Origin of the sequence: Albidovulum denitrificans (assembly GCF_002973535.1) — a bacterium.
GTDB classification, from domain to species: Bacteria; Pseudomonadota; Alphaproteobacteria; order Rhodobacterales; family Rhodobacteraceae; genus Albidovulum; species Albidovulum denitrificans.
The window spans coordinates 120241-135462 of record NZ_PVEP01000008.1 but is presented as its reverse complement, the minus strand read 5'-3'; the positions used below and the strand labels follow the sequence as shown (position 1 = coordinate 135462).

At 64.3% G+C, this 15222-nt stretch carries 13 protein-coding genes and 1 pseudogene; 4 read left to right on the top strand and 10 right to left on the bottom strand.

Annotated features, from left to right (window positions below; translation table 11 throughout):
- Positions 1–149 precede the first annotated feature (149 nt).
- Complete coding sequence (locus LX70_RS16290) at positions 150–1730, top strand: gamma-glutamyltransferase family protein (protein ID WP_105515861.1); 1581 nt, start codon at positions 150–152, stop codon at positions 1728–1730.
- Between the two features lie 12 nt (positions 1731–1742).
- Here LX70_RS16290 and hspQ read toward each other — a convergent pair whose 3' ends face one another.
- On the bottom strand, positions 1743–2069 hold the full coding sequence (gene hspQ / locus LX70_RS16285) for a heat shock protein HspQ (RefSeq protein ID WP_105515860.1): 327 nt from the start codon (positions 2067–2069) through the stop codon (positions 1743–1745).
- Between the two features lie 235 nt (positions 2070–2304).
- On the opposite strand from hspQ, the gene LX70_RS16280 reads away from it, so the two are divergent.
- Positions 2305–2886: a transglycosylase SLT domain-containing protein gene (locus tag LX70_RS16280; protein WP_105515859.1), complete on the top strand. Its 582-nt coding sequence runs from the start codon at positions 2305–2307 to the stop codon at positions 2884–2886.
- Here the strand turns inward: LX70_RS16280 and LX70_RS16275 are convergent.
- A complete protein-coding gene (locus tag LX70_RS16275; RefSeq protein ID WP_105515858.1) occupies positions 2883–3485 on the bottom strand; it encodes a LolA family protein in 603 nt (200 codons plus the stop codon). The two genes, LX70_RS16280 and LX70_RS16275, sit on opposite strands and share 4 nt — an antisense overlap.
- Before the next feature lie 161 nt (positions 3486–3646).
- On the opposite strand from LX70_RS16275, the pseudogene LX70_RS21150 reads away from it, so the two are divergent.
- A pseudogene (locus tag LX70_RS21150) lies at positions 3647–3706 on the top strand (BrnA antitoxin family protein); the annotation flags it as partial.
- Between the two features lie 13 nt (positions 3707–3719).
- Positions 3720–3935 carry a hypothetical protein gene (locus tag LX70_RS20945; protein ID WP_245885111.1) on the top strand — a complete coding sequence of 72 codons (216 nt, stop codon included), beginning with the start codon at positions 3720–3722 and terminating at the stop codon, positions 3933–3935.
- 65 nt (positions 3936–4000) lie between these two features.
- On the opposite strand, the gene LX70_RS16265 is transcribed toward LX70_RS20945, so the two are convergent.
- The 8 genes from LX70_RS16265 to LX70_RS16230 form a co-directional block, all read right to left on the bottom strand.
- Positions 4001–5476 (bottom strand): ATP-dependent nuclease, encoded by a 1476-nt coding sequence (locus LX70_RS16265; protein WP_105515856.1) that lies wholly within the window; start codon positions 5474–5476, stop codon positions 4001–4003.
- A 17-nt stretch (positions 5477–5493) separates the two neighbouring features.
- Entirely contained in the window at positions 5494–8400 is a 2907-nt protein-coding gene (locus LX70_RS16260) for a DNA translocase FtsK (RefSeq protein ID WP_105515855.1), read from the bottom strand.
- A 12-nt stretch (positions 8401–8412) separates the two neighbouring features.
- Positions 8413–9591 carry an aminotransferase class I/II-fold pyridoxal phosphate-dependent enzyme gene (locus tag LX70_RS16255; protein ID WP_105515854.1) on the bottom strand — a complete coding sequence of 393 codons (1179 nt, stop codon included), beginning with the start codon at positions 9589–9591 and terminating at the stop codon, positions 8413–8415.
- A gap of 125 nt (positions 9592–9716) precedes the next feature.
- On the bottom strand, positions 9717–11045 hold the full coding sequence (locus tag LX70_RS16250) for an amidase (protein ID WP_105515853.1): 1329 nt from the start codon (positions 11043–11045) through the stop codon (positions 9717–9719).
- Positions 11046–11353: 308 nt separating this feature from the next.
- Complete coding sequence (locus LX70_RS16245; protein WP_105515852.1) at positions 11354–11977, bottom strand: queuosine precursor transporter; 624 nt, start codon at positions 11975–11977, stop codon at positions 11354–11356.
- Between the two features lie 94 nt (positions 11978–12071).
- A complete protein-coding gene (locus LX70_RS16240; RefSeq protein WP_105515851.1) occupies positions 12072–12956 on the bottom strand; it encodes an esterase-like activity of phytase family protein in 885 nt (294 codons plus the stop codon).
- Positions 12929–13822 carry a penicillin-insensitive murein endopeptidase gene (mepA, locus tag LX70_RS16235; RefSeq protein WP_105515850.1) on the bottom strand — a complete coding sequence of 298 codons (894 nt, stop codon included), beginning with the start codon at positions 13820–13822 and terminating at the stop codon, positions 12929–12931. Before mepA ends, LX70_RS16240 begins: the two co-directional genes overlap by 28 nt.
- Positions 13819–15189, bottom strand: a complete 1371-nt coding sequence (locus LX70_RS16230) for an MFS transporter (RefSeq protein WP_105515849.1) — start codon at positions 15187–15189, stop codon at positions 13819–13821. Before LX70_RS16230 ends, mepA begins: the two co-directional genes overlap by 4 nt.
- Between the last annotated feature and the right edge of the window lie 33 nt (positions 15190–15222).

The following is a 15222-nucleotide window of genomic DNA, read 5'->3' as shown; positions in this document are numbered from 1 at the left end:
TCGGCCCGAATGGGTGGGAATAAAGGGCCTGTAGCTGCAAAAGGCTTCCCTCGGCGCCGCGTTCAACAGCCCCCACCCATTGCGCGGCGTCGAGGTCTTTCCTTTCCCCCCTGACCAACCTAGCCTCACCGTGAACAGCGGAGGGCAAGATGCGCGATTTCCAGCGTCCCGGACGGTCCGAGGTCTTTGCAGCGAACGGCATGGCGGCGACATCGCACCCGCTGGCCGCAAAGACCTGCATCGACATCCTGCAACAGGGCGGCAACGCGGTGGATGCCGCGATTGCCGGGGCGGTCCTTCTGGGCCTGGCAGAGCCGCAATCCTGCGGGATCGGCGGCGACTGCTTTGTGCTGCTGAAACCCGCCGGGACCGAGGAGGTGATCGCGCTGAACGGATCGGGCCGCGCGCCCGCGGGCCTGTCCGCCGACGCGCTGCGCGCCCGCGGGAAGACCGCCATCGGCACCGAAGACATCGCGGCCGTGACCATCCCCGGTGCCATCGACGCGCTCTGCCGACTGTCGCAGGACCACGGCCGCCTCGGCCTGGCCGACACGCTCGCCCCCGCGATCCGCTATGCCGAGGAGGGCGTGCCGGTCGCACCCCGCGTCGCCTTCGACTGGGCCGAAGCCGCCGGTCGCCTTCAAGGCCCCGGCCAGCGGCACTACCTGACCGCTGGCAAGGCCCCGGCCGTGGGCGACCTGTTCCGCAGCCCCGCCCATGCCGAGGCGCTGCGCGCCATCGCCCGCGACGGGCGGGCGGGCTTTTACGAAGGCCCCGTGGCCGAGGATATGGTGGCCACCCTCCGCGCCGCGGGGGGATGCCACACGCTGGACGATTTCGCCGCGACCCGCGCCGACTATGGCAGCCCGATCCGGGGCGGCTATGCGGGGCATGAGGTTCTTGAACACGCCCCGAACGGTCAGGGCGCGACCGCCCTTCTGATGCTGAAGATCCTGTCGCGCTTTGACCTTTCACGACTGGCCCCCTTCGGCGCCGAACGCGCGCATCTTGAGGCCGAGGCGGCCAAGCTTGCCTACGACGCCCGCGACCGCTTCATCGCCGACCCGGACCACACGACGCGGCTGGATCACATGCTGTCCGACGACACCGCCAACCGTCTCGCCGCGCTGATCGACCCGGCCCGCGCCATGCCCTCGGCGCAGGCCGCCAGCGAGGCGGTTCACCGCGATACCGTCTATGTCACCGTCGTCGACCGCGACCGCATGGTCGTGTCGCTGATCTATTCGACCTATTGGAGCTTTGGCTCCGGCCTCGCCTCGGACCGCTACGCGATCCTGATGCAGAACCGCGGCGCAGGGTTCAGCCTGACACCCGGCCACCCGAACGAGGCCGGACCGGGCAAGCGTCCGATGCACACGATCATCCCCGGAATGCTGGCGCGCGACGGGCGCCTTGTGATGCCCTTCGGCGTCATGGGCGGCGCCTATCAGCCGACCGGCCACACGCGGCTGATCACCAACCTGCTCGACTACGGCCTGTCGCCGCAGGCCGCCATCGACGCCCCGCGCTGCTTTGCCGGGGACGGCGTGCTGCGGGTCGAGCGCGGCTATGACCCTGCCGTCACGGCAGCGCTTGCGGAAATGGGCCATCGGATCGAGGTGCCGGACGGCCCGCTGGGCGGCGCGCAGGCGATCCGCATCGACGACGGGCGCGGCATCTTGATCGGCGCCTCGGACCCGCGCAAGGATGGCTGCGCGCTGGGGTATTGAGGCGCGGAAAGGTCAGTTCAGCTGATAGTGAAGCGGGTAATAGCCGTCCTCGAAATCGCCGAAAAGGTCGGGCAGATCGGGGTGGTCCACAGGCTCCCCCGACTGGTCGGCGATGAGGTTCTGTTCCGACACATAGGCGACATAGTAGCTTTCGTCATTCTCGGCCAGAAGGTGATAGAAGGGCTGGTCCTTGGACGGACGGCTGTCTTCCGGGATCGCGGCATACCATTCGTCCGTGTTCGAGAAGATGGCATCCACATCGAACACGACACCACGGAACGGGTGCTTGCGATGGCGCACCACCTGTCCAAGATGATATTTTGCCTGCGTCTTCAGCATCTGAGCCTTAGTCCCTGTTTTCATTCATAAACCCTTGGGCATGGTCCTGTCCATGGGCGCTACGGAAACAGTCTGTGATTCACCTTCTGACAGTGGCCGCAAAACCGACCCTTCCCGGCGCCCGCCGACCTCTCGCAATGATTGCAGGGGGCCTTCGCGCCCGGCCAAAAGGTTTGTGATTTCCTCCGGCCGCAAATTTCCGTAAAATGCCGGAAAAACAAACGTGAGAGGCAGTATGGGCAAGGTTCTGCGGCTGGGTATTTTGCTGCTGTTGGTATCCTGTGGCGGCGGCAGCAACACGGCGCCGCGCAACCTGGAGAATGCATGCGCCATTCTTCAGGAACGTCCGCGCTATGAGGATGCCATGAAACGGGCGGAGCGGCGCTGGGGTGTTCCGATCCACGTTCAGATGGCAACGATCTACCAGGAGAGCAAGTTCATCGGCAACGCCAAGACCCCGCACAAATACGCTCTGGGGATCATTCCGATGGGCCGACAAAGCTCGGCCTACGGCTATTCGCAGGCGCTTGACGGGACCTGGGATGACTACGTCAAGGCGACCCGCAGCTATGGCGCGCGGCGCAACAAGATGGACGACGCCGCCGATTTCATGGGCTGGTACATGGACCAGTCCGAGAAGAAGCTCGGCCTGTCGAAATACGACGCGACATCGCAATATCTAGCGTATCATGAAGGCCACACCGGCTATATGCGGGGCAGCCATCAGTCGAAGGCCTGGCTCATGCGGGTCGCGGCCGAGGTCGGGCAGCGGGCGGAGATGTATCAGTTCCAGTTGGCGAGTTGCGGAAAGCTTTAACGGTCGTTGGATTTTCGCAGCAAAGCGTCAATGGAAAAGAAAGACAGCGGATATTTCTTGCCCAGCGTCAGCTTCTCGAACGTCACCTGCGTCTGGGAACCCGTCCCGTCGGTCACGATCCATTGGCGTAACGCTATGGGATCGCTGGAGAAAAACAGCGTGATCTGACCGTATTCGGGATGCTTCGGGTCCTGCGCGGTGACATAGGTCAGGTCGCCCTGCATGCCTTGGGCGACCACCATCTTCGCCTGGTTCAGGTTCACCCGCGGCGTCAGGATCAGGCTGAGGGGCGTCTTCGACAGCGGGTACTGCTCGGCCGAAGTGTTTGATTTTCCGTCGAAAATCGCAACCTGCCCGGCCGCGGCAAGGACCAGCGTCCGGTCCGGCGGCGCATATTCGAAGCGCATCCGGTGCGGGCGGCTGATCCAGAGCGTACCCTTGGAGGTGGAGCCATCGGCATTCACCTGCGTGAACGGCGCCTCGGCCGTCGTTATGCCGTTGAAATAGTTGGAAATAGCGCCAAGCGAGAGCTGTTCGGCATGGGCCGGAAAAGCCAGCACGGCGGCGAGGGCGGGGGCGAAAAGCGCGGTGTATCTCATGCCCCATATCTAGGGCAGGCCCCGTGGTTATGCCATAACACATCCGTCACGACCGCGTAGGGTTGGCGTAACGACACGGCGCACGGGCGGGAAACCGCTGGCGCGGGGCGTGGTCCCGTGCGGTCACAGACCGCCATGACCAAAGCCACCCGCGTCGTGCGATCCGGCTGGACGAGGACGTGCTGACCTTCTTTCGCGCCATGGGGGCGGGATATCTGCCCCGGATGAACGCCGGTGCTGCGCACCTTCATGCTCGCCCGGCTGGCGGGCGTGGTGACGGGGCCGGAATCCGTTCGGTATTCCCCCTCGCTGGAGGATCAGGCCAAGGCCCTCCGCCGAGAAATCCTCGACCACGCGGCAGCGGTCAGCGACGCACGGGAGGCCAAGGAGCGGGACGCGGCGCTGCGCGAGAAGGTGAAGGGGCTGAGGGATGCGCGGTTGGGGAGGTAGGAGTTTGCCGTTCGCGACGGTGGATGAACCCACGCAAATGCGCGGAACTACCCACCCTACGCTTGCTACGCGTTACCGAGCGCCTCAAGCCTAGCCAATATCTCATCGACTGCCTGCGTATTAGTCTGCGCCCACTGAGTTACGAATGCTTGTCTAACAGTTGCATCCGGCACCAAGCCTAACTTTTCTCCCAACTGGGCAAAAAGGAGATGGTGATCCATGTTTGTGGTCCTAACGTTTTTGCACAACGCAAGCACCTCTGCTTCCCGTTCAAACCTCTGCAACAGGGCGACAGAGAGCTTACCTCCAATTGAGGGCCACGTGTCAACGCAGCTATCGAAAATGAAGGATTCAGGAGCAGCACCAGGAAGGCGCAAGACTCGCTCGCCTTCTATTTGAGCTGAGTCTCCATCAATTATACATATCGACGGAACTTCGATGGCCGGGTTCGCATTGTGATACTTATTCATAGCGACTGCCGTGCCATCTCCAGCCATGGCGTGTACTTCGAAATGGTCCACTAGCCCTTTTGAAGATTCGCGCAGAATCGCTTCGACCCATGTTTTCGCAAATTCGTCTTCGACGAATATTACGCCCTGTGTCTCGATCTGGCCTGTAATAGCACGGAGAGAGGCGACGTCCAGCTTCCCTTGAAAGAGCTTGTCCTTAGTAGCCGACCAGACGGCTTTATCTGGCAATGGCTTCAGTGCTTCATTGGAATGAGTAGTAAGGACCACCTGAATTCTTTTCCTTTCGGCGACCTCAATCAGATACTCGACCAACCGCACCGTCGCTACAGGATGAAGCCCATTTTCAATCTCTTCAATCAAAACCAATGAAGCATCCTCAGCTGCTTCAATTGCCGCAACCATCTTTATGATGCTCGATTCGCCAGCGCCGAAATGAAATTCCGAGTACCCGACTCCATTTTCAGTCTTACCCGTCAGCATGCTTACCGTACCTGAGGCATTGACCTTCAGTCGCTTGAATCCTTCCACACTCTTTCCCAATATCCTGGAAATGCACTTTCTGACGTTATCCGTGAATGCTTCCACTCTGCTTTCCGGCACCGAGAATTTTCGCGATGTACAGGGTATTAACTCTTTTCTTTCGCTAGCCGGAACCGTGCGAGAAACACCGAATAGGAGCGCATTTCTTGCGAGCGCGTCACGATTCCACTTCTTATTTTTGAAACTTGCAGTTCTCTGAATCGAGCCCTTCGCCGACACGCTCCGGTCAATTACTTCATACTCGATGCTCCAATCTTGCATTTCCGCATCGTAATTACCGCTTTTAGAAAAGAACTGCCGCGGCGCGATTGATCTATGTAATATCGCGGCCGCGCCAAGAACTGTAGTTTTCCCCCCGCCGTTCGGACCAATAATCGCCGTTACTGGAAAATCAAATGAGATGTGTTCGTCCGAGAATCCACGAACCTTCTTGAGAGTCAATCGGGACAGATATTTATCGTATTTCCTATCCCGAACCTTTTCCAAAAGGTTGTTAATTGTGCTTTGTCGCACTTCGCTCTTAAAACTCATGGTTTTCGAACTTCTCCCTACTGCTCCGGCACCAGAATCTCCCGTTTCCCCACATGGTTCGCGGCCGAGACGAGGCCTTCTTCCTCCATCTGCTCCACCAGCCGGGCGGCCTTGTTGTAGCCGATGCCAAGCTTGCGCTGGATGTAGGAGGTCGAGACCTTCCGGTCGCGCAGCACGACCTGCACGGCCTGATCGTAAAGCGCGTCCTCGCCGTCGGTATTGCCGCCGAGGCCGAGGACCATGTCGATGTCGGCCTCCTTCTCCTCATCGGGGCCTTCCACGACGCCGGACATATATTCGGGGGGGCCGAAGGACTTGAGGTGGGTCACGATCTCCTCGACCTCCTCATCCGACACGAACGGCCCGTGGATGCGGGTGATGCGGGAGCCGCCGGCCATGTAGAGCATGTCGCCCATGCCCAGAAGCTGTTCGGCGCCCATCTCGCCCAGGATGGTCCGCGAGTCGATCTTCGACGTGACCTGGAAGGAAATCCGGGTCGGGAAGTTGGCCTTGATCGTGCCGGTGATGACATCGACCGAAGGCCGCTGCGTCGCCATGATCAGGTGAATTCCGCTCGCACGCGCCATCTGCGCAAGACGCTGGATGCAGGCCTCGATCTCTTTCCCCGCGACCATCATCAGGTCGGCCATCTCGTCGACGATGACGACGATGTAGGGCAGGGATTTCGGCTCGAACTCCTCCGTCTCGAACACCGGCTCGCCGGTTTCCTCGTCAAAGCCGGTCTGGACGGTGCGCTTGAAAAGCTCGCCCTTGGCCAGCGCTTCCTTGACGCGGCCGTTATAGCCCTCGATGTTCCTGACGCCCATCTTGGACATCTTGCGGTAGCGTTCCTCCATCTCGCCCACGGTCCATTTCAGCGCGACGACGGCCTTCTTGGGGTCGGTGACGACGGGGGAAAGAAGGTGCGGGATGCCGTCATAGACGGAAAGCTCCAGCATCTTCGGGTCGATCATGATCAGGCGGCATTCCTCGGGCGTGAGCTTGTAGAGGAGCGACAGGATCATCGTGTTGATAGCGACCGACTTGCCCGAACCGGTGGTCCCCGCGATCAGAAGGTGGGGCATCTTGGCAAGGTTGGCCACGACCGGCTCACCCGCAATGTCCTTGCCAAGCGCGAGCGGCAGCTTGAGGTTGCTGTCACCATATTCGCGGGCCGACAGGATCTCGCGCAGGACCACCTTCTCGCGGTAGGCGTTCGGCAGTTCGATGCCGATCACGGTGCGGCCCGGAACGGTAGAGACGCGGGCAGAGAGCGCGGACATGGACCGCGCGATGTCATCGGCCAGCCCGATCACGCGAGAGGCCTTGAGGCCCGGCGCGGGTTCGAGTTCATACATGGTGACGACGGGACCGGGGCGGACCGAGGTAATCTCCCCCTTTACGCCGTAATCGTCGAGAACGCTCTCCAGCATCCGCGCGTTTTCCTCAAGCGCCTCATCGGACAGCGGGCGGCGCTGGATGGAGGCAGGGTTGGCAAGGAGGTTCAGCGGCGGGATTTCATACTCCGCCGCCTTTTCATCGAACCTGAGGCGCGGCTGGGCCTCGCTGATCGCCTGGCGCGAGGGGGCGGATTTCTTCACCGCATGCTGGACCAGAGGCCGCTGGGGCGTGGCGTCGCCTTCGGTCTCGAACAGCGGCTGGGCGGTGAGGGCGGCGCTGTCGTCGATGTCGGTGACATCGTCGAAATCGTCATAATCCTCGACCGGCTCCGCCTCGATCACCTCGGGCTGGGCCGGACGGGAACCGCGCAGGAAGCGCGGCGCAACATCGCCATCCACCGGCGCGGCGGCGGCGGGCGCGGCAGGGGCGGCCATCGCGGCGCGGGCGCGGTTGACGGCGGCGGTCAAGGGCGGTTCGACCCGCGGCGCCTCGGCCATGGGCGCGGTCTGCCCGCGGGTGCGGACGGCATCGGCGATGCGGGCGCGGATACGCTCCTCGCTCGGCGCTTCGGCCATGCGGGCGTTCCAGGACATTTCCTGTTCGATCAGCTCCGCCTCCGGCTCGGGCTCCGCCCCACGGCGGGCAAGGCCGGAGACACGGGCCAGAAGGCCCTTCTTCTGCGGCGCCACAACCGGGGCGGCATCGTCAAAGTAAGGCTCCGCCCGCATCACCTGCGCGCGTCGCGCAGGCTGCGGCGCGGCGCTGACCGGCGGCTCGGACGGGTGCCAGTCCTCGTCCACCACCTCGTCATAGGCCTCGCGCCGGGCGCGGTTGCGTTCCTGAAGGACCTGCGCCCCCCGGACCGACGCCCGCGCCCCCTGCCCCATAAGACGCAAGAGCGCGTCATAGGCGAAGATCGTGCCGTAAAGCAGGAACCGCCCCACGGCGCGCAATTCGCGCATGTCAAAGCCCAGGACGAACAGCGCGACACCCAGCGTGGCGATGCCGATCAGGAACGACAGCGCCTTCAGCCCGATGGCGGCGCTGAACGGCAGCACGCCCAGAAGCGCGCCAAGGACGGTATCGCCAAAAAGCCCGCCCAGGCCGAAGCTGTGGACCCATTCCGGCCCCGCAACCAGCGTCGAGGCATAGACCGAGGCCAGCGCCACCGCGATCGGCGCGAAGATCACCCGCGACAGCGCCCGGTCTTCGCCCTGATGGGCAAGGAAACGGGCGCCCCAGGCGGCGAAGATCACCGCGATCATCCACGCCCCCTTGCCCGCGATCACGAAAAGCGGTGAGGCGATGGCCGCCCCGAAGCGGCCAAGGATGTTCTGCGCCGGCGCATCGGTCGAGGCGAGCCAGCTGGGATCGTCGGGCGAATAGCTGACCAGCATCAGCGCCGTCATCAGGCCCAGAACGCAAAGACCGACGCCCAGAAGCTCCTTGCCTCTCCGTTCGATCGCCGCCTGCATGTTCTGATCCAGAAGCGGATCGCGTTGCCGTGCCTGATAAGACGCCATGAACCCTTGTCCCTAACCGTAGAGGCAGTCGCGGATCATCGTCAGACCGCGCCGCATTTCTTCTTTTGGAGCTACCATCGCCACGCGAATATAGCCCTTGCCCGGATTATGCCCCGCAACCTCGCGGGACAGGTAGGCGCCGGGCAGGACCCGGACGCCGGTCTGTTGCCAAAGCTTCAGCGCCGCCGCTTCCCCGTCTTCGACCGGAAGCCAGAGGAAGAAGCCGCCTTCGGGGCCTTCATAGCCCTGAACCCCGGCAAAGATCTTGTCGGCGATGCGGAATTTCTCCTGATACATCGCGCGGTTGGCCTCGACATGCACCTCATCGCCCCAGGCGCGTTCGGCGACATGCTGAAGCGGCAAGGGCAGCGGGGCGCCGCCATAGCTGCGGATCTGGCGGAAACGGCGGATGCTTTCCGGCCCGCCCGCGACAAAGCCGGACCGCAGGCCGGGAAGGTTCGACCGCTTCGAAAGCGAATGGAAGACGGCAAGCCGCTCGGGATCGGTGCCAAGCTCGTCCGCGACCTCAAGCGCGCCAACCGGCGGGCTGGTACGCCAGATCTCGGAATAGCATTCGTCGGCCAGCACGGTGAAATCGTGGCGGTCCGCCAGCAGAAGCAGCCGCGTCAGGTAATCGCGCGAGGCGACCGCCCCCTGCGGGTTGGCGGGGGAGCAGATATAGGCCACCGCGGTCCGGTCGAGGACGTCTTCGGGCAGCGCGGCATAATCCGGCAGGAAGCCATTGGCGGCGTCGGCGGCGACAAAGACAGGCTCCGCCCCCACCGACAGGGCCGAGGCGGCATAGACCTGATAGAACGGGTTCGGCATCAGCACGACCGGCTGGCGGCCGTTCTTGACCTCAGGACACAGCGCCATGCAGGCGTCGAACAAGCCTTCCCGCGTGCCGTTCAGGACCATGATCCGTTCGGGGCCAAGCTCTGCCCCGTAGCGCAGCCTGAGCCAGCCGCAGATCGCGGCCAAAAGGCCGGGCGTGCCTTCGTTGACCGGGTAGCGGCCGAATTCAGCCGTGTGGGCGGCCAGGATCGGGGCGACGAAATCCGGGATCGGGTGGCGCGGTTCGCCGATCGACATGGCAATCGGGTCGGCGCCCGGTTCATGGGCGTCAAGCAACGCGCGCAGGCGCGGAAATGCGTATTCAGGCAGGTTCGAAAACCGCTCGGGAAATGCCATGTCTGCCTCAGTCGCGGGGTCGTAGCGCCCCGTTTTGCCGCCAGATTAACGGCGCGCGCGGGCCGGGTCCAGAAAAACCGAGGCGATTCCGCCGCTTGAAAGCACCGATTGTGGCTTTTGCGTCCTTACCCCAGGGCCTTTTCCGCCGCCGCACCAAGACGCAAAAGCGCCTCTTCCCCGAAAGGCTTGCCCATCAGCATGATACCGCAAGACGGTGTTCCGCTGGGCAGGGTCAGCGCCGAAACGCCCAGAAGGTTGCCGATCCTTGTGTTGCGCAGCGCCAGCAGGTTCTCGGTCACGAAATAGTCGTGGTCAGCGACAAGCCGCGCGGCATTCGGCGGCAGGATGGCCGAGGTCGGGATCAGCACCGCGTCATAGGCGGCGGTGGTATCGGACCATTCGGCGCGGATCGCCCTTAGCCGCAGCCAGGCGGCGACAAAATCGGCGGCGTTGTAGGCGGCGCCCGCGCGGAAACGTTCACGCACCGGCGGGAACATCAGGTCCGGCGCGGCCTCGATCTTCTCGCGCCAGGTCGCGTAGGCCTCAGCCGTGAAAAGGATACCGGCCAGCGCCATCGCCTCATCCAGCGCCGGGAAGGTCAGCCGGTCGATCCGCGCCCCGGCGGCCGACAGGCGCGCGGCGGCGCTGTCGAAGGCGCGGGCGGGGGCGTCGCGGATGTCGTCGAAGGCAAGCGTGTCGAGGATGGCGAGCCGCGCGCCATGCAGCCCTGCGCCGCGCAGATCGGCGGGCCTTGCGCCCTCAAGCGCGGCGAACAGCAGCGCCGCATCCTCGACGTTGCGGGTCAGTGGGCCGACCGTGTCGAAGCTGGCGACAAGCGGCACGACGCCGGTCAGGGGCAGCCGGCCCGAGGTGGTCTTCAGCCCGACAATATCGTTCCACGCCGCCGGGATGCGCACCGACCCGCCCGTATCGGACCCCACGGCGGCGGCGGCCAGCCCGAACCCGACCGAGGTCGCGGCGCCCGAGGACGACCCGCCCGGCACCAGCGCCGGATCGTTCACGTTCGGCGGCGTCGCGGTAACCGGGTTCAGTCCGAGGCCGGAAAAGGCAAGTTCCGTCATATGCGTCTTGCCAAGGCAGATCAGGCCAAGGCTGGTCGCATTCGCCAGCACGGTCGCGTCGGCGTCAGGCACGCGGCCCTTCAGAAGCGCCGCCCCGGCCTCGGTCGCGACACCCGCGCTGTCGAACAGGTCTTTCCAGGATATCGGCACCCCATCGAGCGGCGACAGGCGCAGGCCCGCCTTCGCGCGTTCGGCCGCGGCCTTCGCCTCGGCCCGCGCGCGATCGGGTGTCATGCGGGCATAGATGCGGTCGGCGTCGGGATGGGCGGCAATAGCGGTCAGATAGCGTTCGGCCAGATCCACCGGATCGACCGTTCCGGCACCAATCGCCCGGCCAAGATCGCCCGCCGTCGCCCTCAGGTCACCGTCCATGATCCGCCCTCCACTGCCCATCGGGCGGACGGTAGCGCCGCCCCGATGCCTTGACCAGAGGCGCCAAACGGAAAGGGCTGCTCCGGGTGGGAGCAGCCCTTCGAGATCTACGGAGATGGGCCAGTTAGGGTGTCGAAGATCGACAAGGCCCAGTCAGGGTTCTTAACCCATGGGTCTGCCCTTAGGCCACGGCCCCCCTGACTGTCCCGACACCTCTCTCCAATATCACTCTAGACACTGGATCACCTCCTTTCTCTGCGTTGCCGTTATCCACAGGCTGCCACAGATTTTGTGTCTGTCAAACGTTTTTACGCAATGCGTTCCGTCAATCGGCCCACAATCACGCGAAACGGCACCAATGCCACAATGGCGAGCGACAGTTTCACAAGCCAGTCCGCCGTCGCGAGCGACACCCAAAGCGGCACCATCGGCCCGGCGCCCAGAAGCGGCAGAACCTCAGTCGCCCAGGACACGTCATTGGCCGGTTCGATGAAGGCGAGCGCGCCCGAAAACGCGACGGTGAAGAAGAGGATCGTATCGAGGGACGACCCGATCAGGGTGGAAACCAGCGGCGCGCGCCACCAGCTTCCCTTGCGCAGGCGGTTGAAGACCTGCACGTCCATCAACTGCGCCGTCAGGAACGCTAGGCCCGAGCCAAGCGCGATGCGCAGCGTCACGAGGGGGCCGAATTCGCCCATGATCTGCGTACCGATCAGCGAACAGATCACGCCGACGACGAAACCCGCCACGACCACCTTGCGCGCGGCGGCGGCGCCCTGGAAGCGGTTCGTCAGGTCGGTGACGAGGAAGGCGAAGGGATAGGTGAAGGCACCCCAGGTCAGCCATTGGCCGAACAGGAACTGCACAAGGATGTTGGAGGCCACGACAATGGCGGCCATGGCAAGAATGCCGGGGATCAGATTGCGGGTCATGTCTTGTTTTTCCGTTTTGGCAAGGTCGCGGAGACTTGGTCCCGGCCCGTGCCGGAACGGGCGGCGTCTACGCCCTTGCCTTTCACAGGTCAAGTCATTCCGTGACGCGGAAATCCACAAGCTCGGTCCGCTGGGTGGGCAGGAAATTGTCGTCCGAAACCGCCGTCAGCCGGATTGCCCCCTGCCCGTCCTGCCAGACCGCCAGCCCTTCAAGGTTGTCATAGGTCCCGGCCTCGCTTTGCATCAGCACAAGGTCCTCGGCCACCCGGTCGCCGTCGAAGGCGATCCGCCGGATGCGGTTCATGAAGCCCAGCAGCGGCCAGTAATCGCGCTCCAGCAGATAAAGCCGCCCGTCCGGCCCGAAATCCGCCCCGACCGCGCGCCAGTTCCCGTCCCGGCGCAGCAGGATCGGGCGGGTCCAGCGGTCACCCTCACGCCGGTAGACGGGGATCTTCGTCTCTGCCGGACCGCCCTCGGGCATGGCCCAGAGCCGTCCTTTCGCGTCGATCGCCAGCGCCTCGATCCCGGCGTTGAGATTGAAATGGGCAAACGCCTCCGCCCGGTCCTCCGCCAGCCATGTCCGGCCCGCGTCGCCATATTCCACGATCCGGTCCACGGTTTCGTAGGAGACGTAGAAATCACCGTCGGGCAACAGGGCGACACCTTCGGAATCGACCGCCTCCCCCGTCACCGGCCCGCCGGTCCCGGTCCGGGGCAGCACCGGCATTTCGGGCGCGAGGGTGACGGCGGTGACCTGCCCCTTGTCCCCGCGTGTGAAGCGGCCAGAGAAGATCGCGCTGCGGTCCGACACGGCGACGAACGCCGCCCCGTCCGGGGACAGTTCAATCGCCGAAAGGCCGCCGAAATCCGCCATGCCCTCCTGCCAGACATAAAGCCCCACCTCCACCGCGCGGGGCGCGGCAAAGGCGGGAGCAGCGGCCAGCGCCGCGATCAGTCCGAGGACAGTACCGAGGTACATGCGCGCGGCAGATCGGCCATCGTGAATTCGCGCGCGGTCTTCTTGCGCTTGCCCGGCTTCTTCTTCGTGGCCTTGGGCGGGTTGCGAAGCTCTTCCAGATAGGTCGTGACCCACCAGTTCAGCGTCTCGTCACAGCCATCCCCGCCCTTGGACAGTTCCGCCACCGTCGGCTTCTGCGTCTTGCAGTAGCGCGCGCCACGGGGGCATTTCAGGCGGACATGGAAATGCGTGTTATGGCCGTAAAGCGGGCGGATCTTCTGAAGCCAGTCGCGGTCGTTGCGCGGGGTGGCGTTGCACATGGCGATCTTGACCGCGGCGGCGACAAAGATCCGGTCCACCCGCGGGTCCGACGCGGCGGCGCGCAACAGCGCCTGATGCGCCGGGGTCCAGTTGCCGTTGATACGAGTTTGATCCTCGGTCCGCACGGAGATGGAGCTGATCTTCTCCCGCTCCCCCCGGCTCAGGTTCAGGCGCTTTGGCGGAAGCATCCAGATATCGGCGTCGAGGCCGATCTGGTGGCTGGCATGGCCCGATTTCATCGGCCCGCCACGCGGCTGGCTCATATCCCCGATGTATAGCCCGGCCCAGCCGATCCGCCGCGCCTGGACCGACAGGTCCATCAGGTATTGCACCAGCTCCGGCTGTCCCCAGTTGCGGTTGCGGCTAAGCCGCATCGCCTGCCAGGTCGGCCCGCTTTCGGGCAGTTGCACCATGCCCGCGCCGCAGCCGTTGGCATAGGTCCCGATCGCCTCGGGCCTTTGCTGCGACGGGCCGCGCTGCGCCCCGAACAGGTCCTTGGCCAAGGGCGCGGACAGCGCCGCCGAGGGCAGCGCAAGGAACAGGATCACAAGCAAACGCACAATCATTTCACCGGACGCTCCCCTTTCGGACTCACCCATAGCATAAGGATCAGGCCGATCAGGAAAAGCCCCACCAGCGGCGCAATGCCAAGCCGCGCGCTGCCCGTCATGGTGGTCGCCAGCGTGATGAGGCCGGGCGCAAGGAAGGCCGTCGCCTTGCCCGACAGGCCGTAAAAGCCGAAATCGCCCGCCGCGTCATGGGCGCTGGTATGGAACACCATCAGCGTCCGGCTGGCCGCCTGCGCGATACCGCCGCAGGCGCCGATGACCACGCCGCAGCCATAAAAGATCATGTTCGGCAGGGGGGAGCCGTCGGGCAGCACCCGGCCAAAGAAGCTGACCGGGGTGAGGTTCATCATCACGATGATGGTCAGCGTCAGGAACACCACCGCCAGCACGATCACCGGCTTTGGCCCGACCGAGGCGTCAAGCTTGCCGCCCAGCCATGAAGCGAAAGTGGCCGCGATAGCTGCGACGATGCCGAAAACCCCGCTCTGGATCACGGTCCAACCCATGACGTTCGAGGCAAAAGCCCCGCCCAGCGCATAGGTCGCATTGAGCGAATCCCGGTAGAACATCGAGGCGAGCAGGAAAAAGAGCAGGCTGCGCCGGTGCCTCAGCCCCCGGATCGCATCGCCCAGCCCGGCAATCGCCGCGCCGATCTTCTTGCCGCCCGCAACCGCCGGTTCCCGCACCCACAGGAAGAACGGGACCATGAAGACGACATACCAGATCGCCGTGAACGGACCGACCGACCGCGTCCCTTCCCGCGTCGCCGGATCGAGAAGTCCGAAGGCCGGCGAGAGTCCCACGAACGTCTTCCCGGTCTTCGCATCGTCGGCGAAGAACAGAAGGAAGATAAAAAGCGCAAGCACACCCCCCAGATAGCCGAAGGCAAAGCCCGAGCCGGAGACCTTGCCCATCTCCTCCTCCGCCGCCAGCGAAGGCATCAGCGCATTGGTGAAGTTCGTCGCAAGCTCCATCCCGATGAAGCCGAAGGCGAACCAGAAGGCCGCCCAGAACAGCGTCGGCATCCCCGGCACCGCCCACCACAGCACAAAGGCCCCGGTGACATACATGGCCGAAAACAGCCAGATCCACGGCATCTTGCGCCCGCGCCCGTCGGCGATGACGCCCAGAAGCGGCGCGAGGATGGCGATGATGATGCCGGTCACGGTCTGGGTTGCCGACCAATAGGCCTGCGACGCGGCGCTGGCGGCTTCGGCATCAAGGCCCTGCGCACCGAAATGCGCCCGCGCGAGTTCGGCGAAATAGGGGCCGAAGATAAAGGTCAGAAGCAGCGTGTTGTAAGGCTGGCTGGCCCAGTCGAAGAACCACCAGCCCCAGATGCGCTTCTTCGCCGATACCGTCATGTGCCTGCCCCTTGCGTTGCGCCGATGAAGCCC

Bases quoted from the DNA above. Each gene is read 5' to 3' on its own strand.
- LX70_RS16290 (WP_105515861.1), top strand. From the start codon at position 150: ATGCGCGATTTCCAGCGTCCCGGACGGTCCGAGGTCTTTGCAGCGAAC.
- hspQ (WP_105515860.1), bottom strand. From the start codon at position 2,069: ATGCTGAAGACGCAGGCAAAATATCATCTTGGACAGGTGGTGCGCCAT.
- LX70_RS16280 (WP_105515859.1), top strand. From the start codon at position 2,305: ATGGGCAAGGTTCTGCGGCTGGGTATTTTGCTGCTGTTGGTATCCTGT.
- LX70_RS16275 (WP_105515858.1), bottom strand. From the start codon at position 3,485: ATGAGATACACCGCGCTTTTCGCCCCCGCCCTCGCCGCCGTGCTGGCT.
- LX70_RS16265 (WP_105515856.1), bottom strand. From the start codon at position 5,476: ATGAGTTTTAAGAGCGAAGTGCGACAAAGCACAATTAACAACCTTTTG.
- LX70_RS16260 (WP_105515855.1), bottom strand. From the start codon at position 8,400: ATGGCGTCTTATCAGGCACGGCAACGCGATCCGCTTCTGGATCAGAAC.
- LX70_RS16255 (WP_105515854.1), bottom strand. From the start codon at position 9,591: ATGGCATTTCCCGAGCGGTTTTCGAACCTGCCTGAATACGCATTTCCG.
- LX70_RS16250 (WP_105515853.1), bottom strand. From the start codon at position 11,045: ATGGACGGTGACCTGAGGGCGACGGCGGGCGATCTTGGCCGGGCGATT.
- LX70_RS16245 (WP_105515852.1), bottom strand. From the start codon at position 11,977: ATGACCCGCAATCTGATCCCCGGCATTCTTGCCATGGCCGCCATTGTC.
- LX70_RS16240 (WP_105515851.1), bottom strand. From the start codon at position 12,956: ATGTACCTCGGTACTGTCCTCGGACTGATCGCGGCGCTGGCCGCTGCT.
- mepA (WP_105515850.1), bottom strand. From the start codon at position 13,822: ATGATTGTGCGTTTGCTTGTGATCCTGTTCCTTGCGCTGCCCTCGGCG.
- LX70_RS16230 (WP_105515849.1), bottom strand. From the start codon at position 15,189: ATGACGGTATCGGCGAAGAAGCGCATCTGGGGCTGGTGGTTCTTCGAC.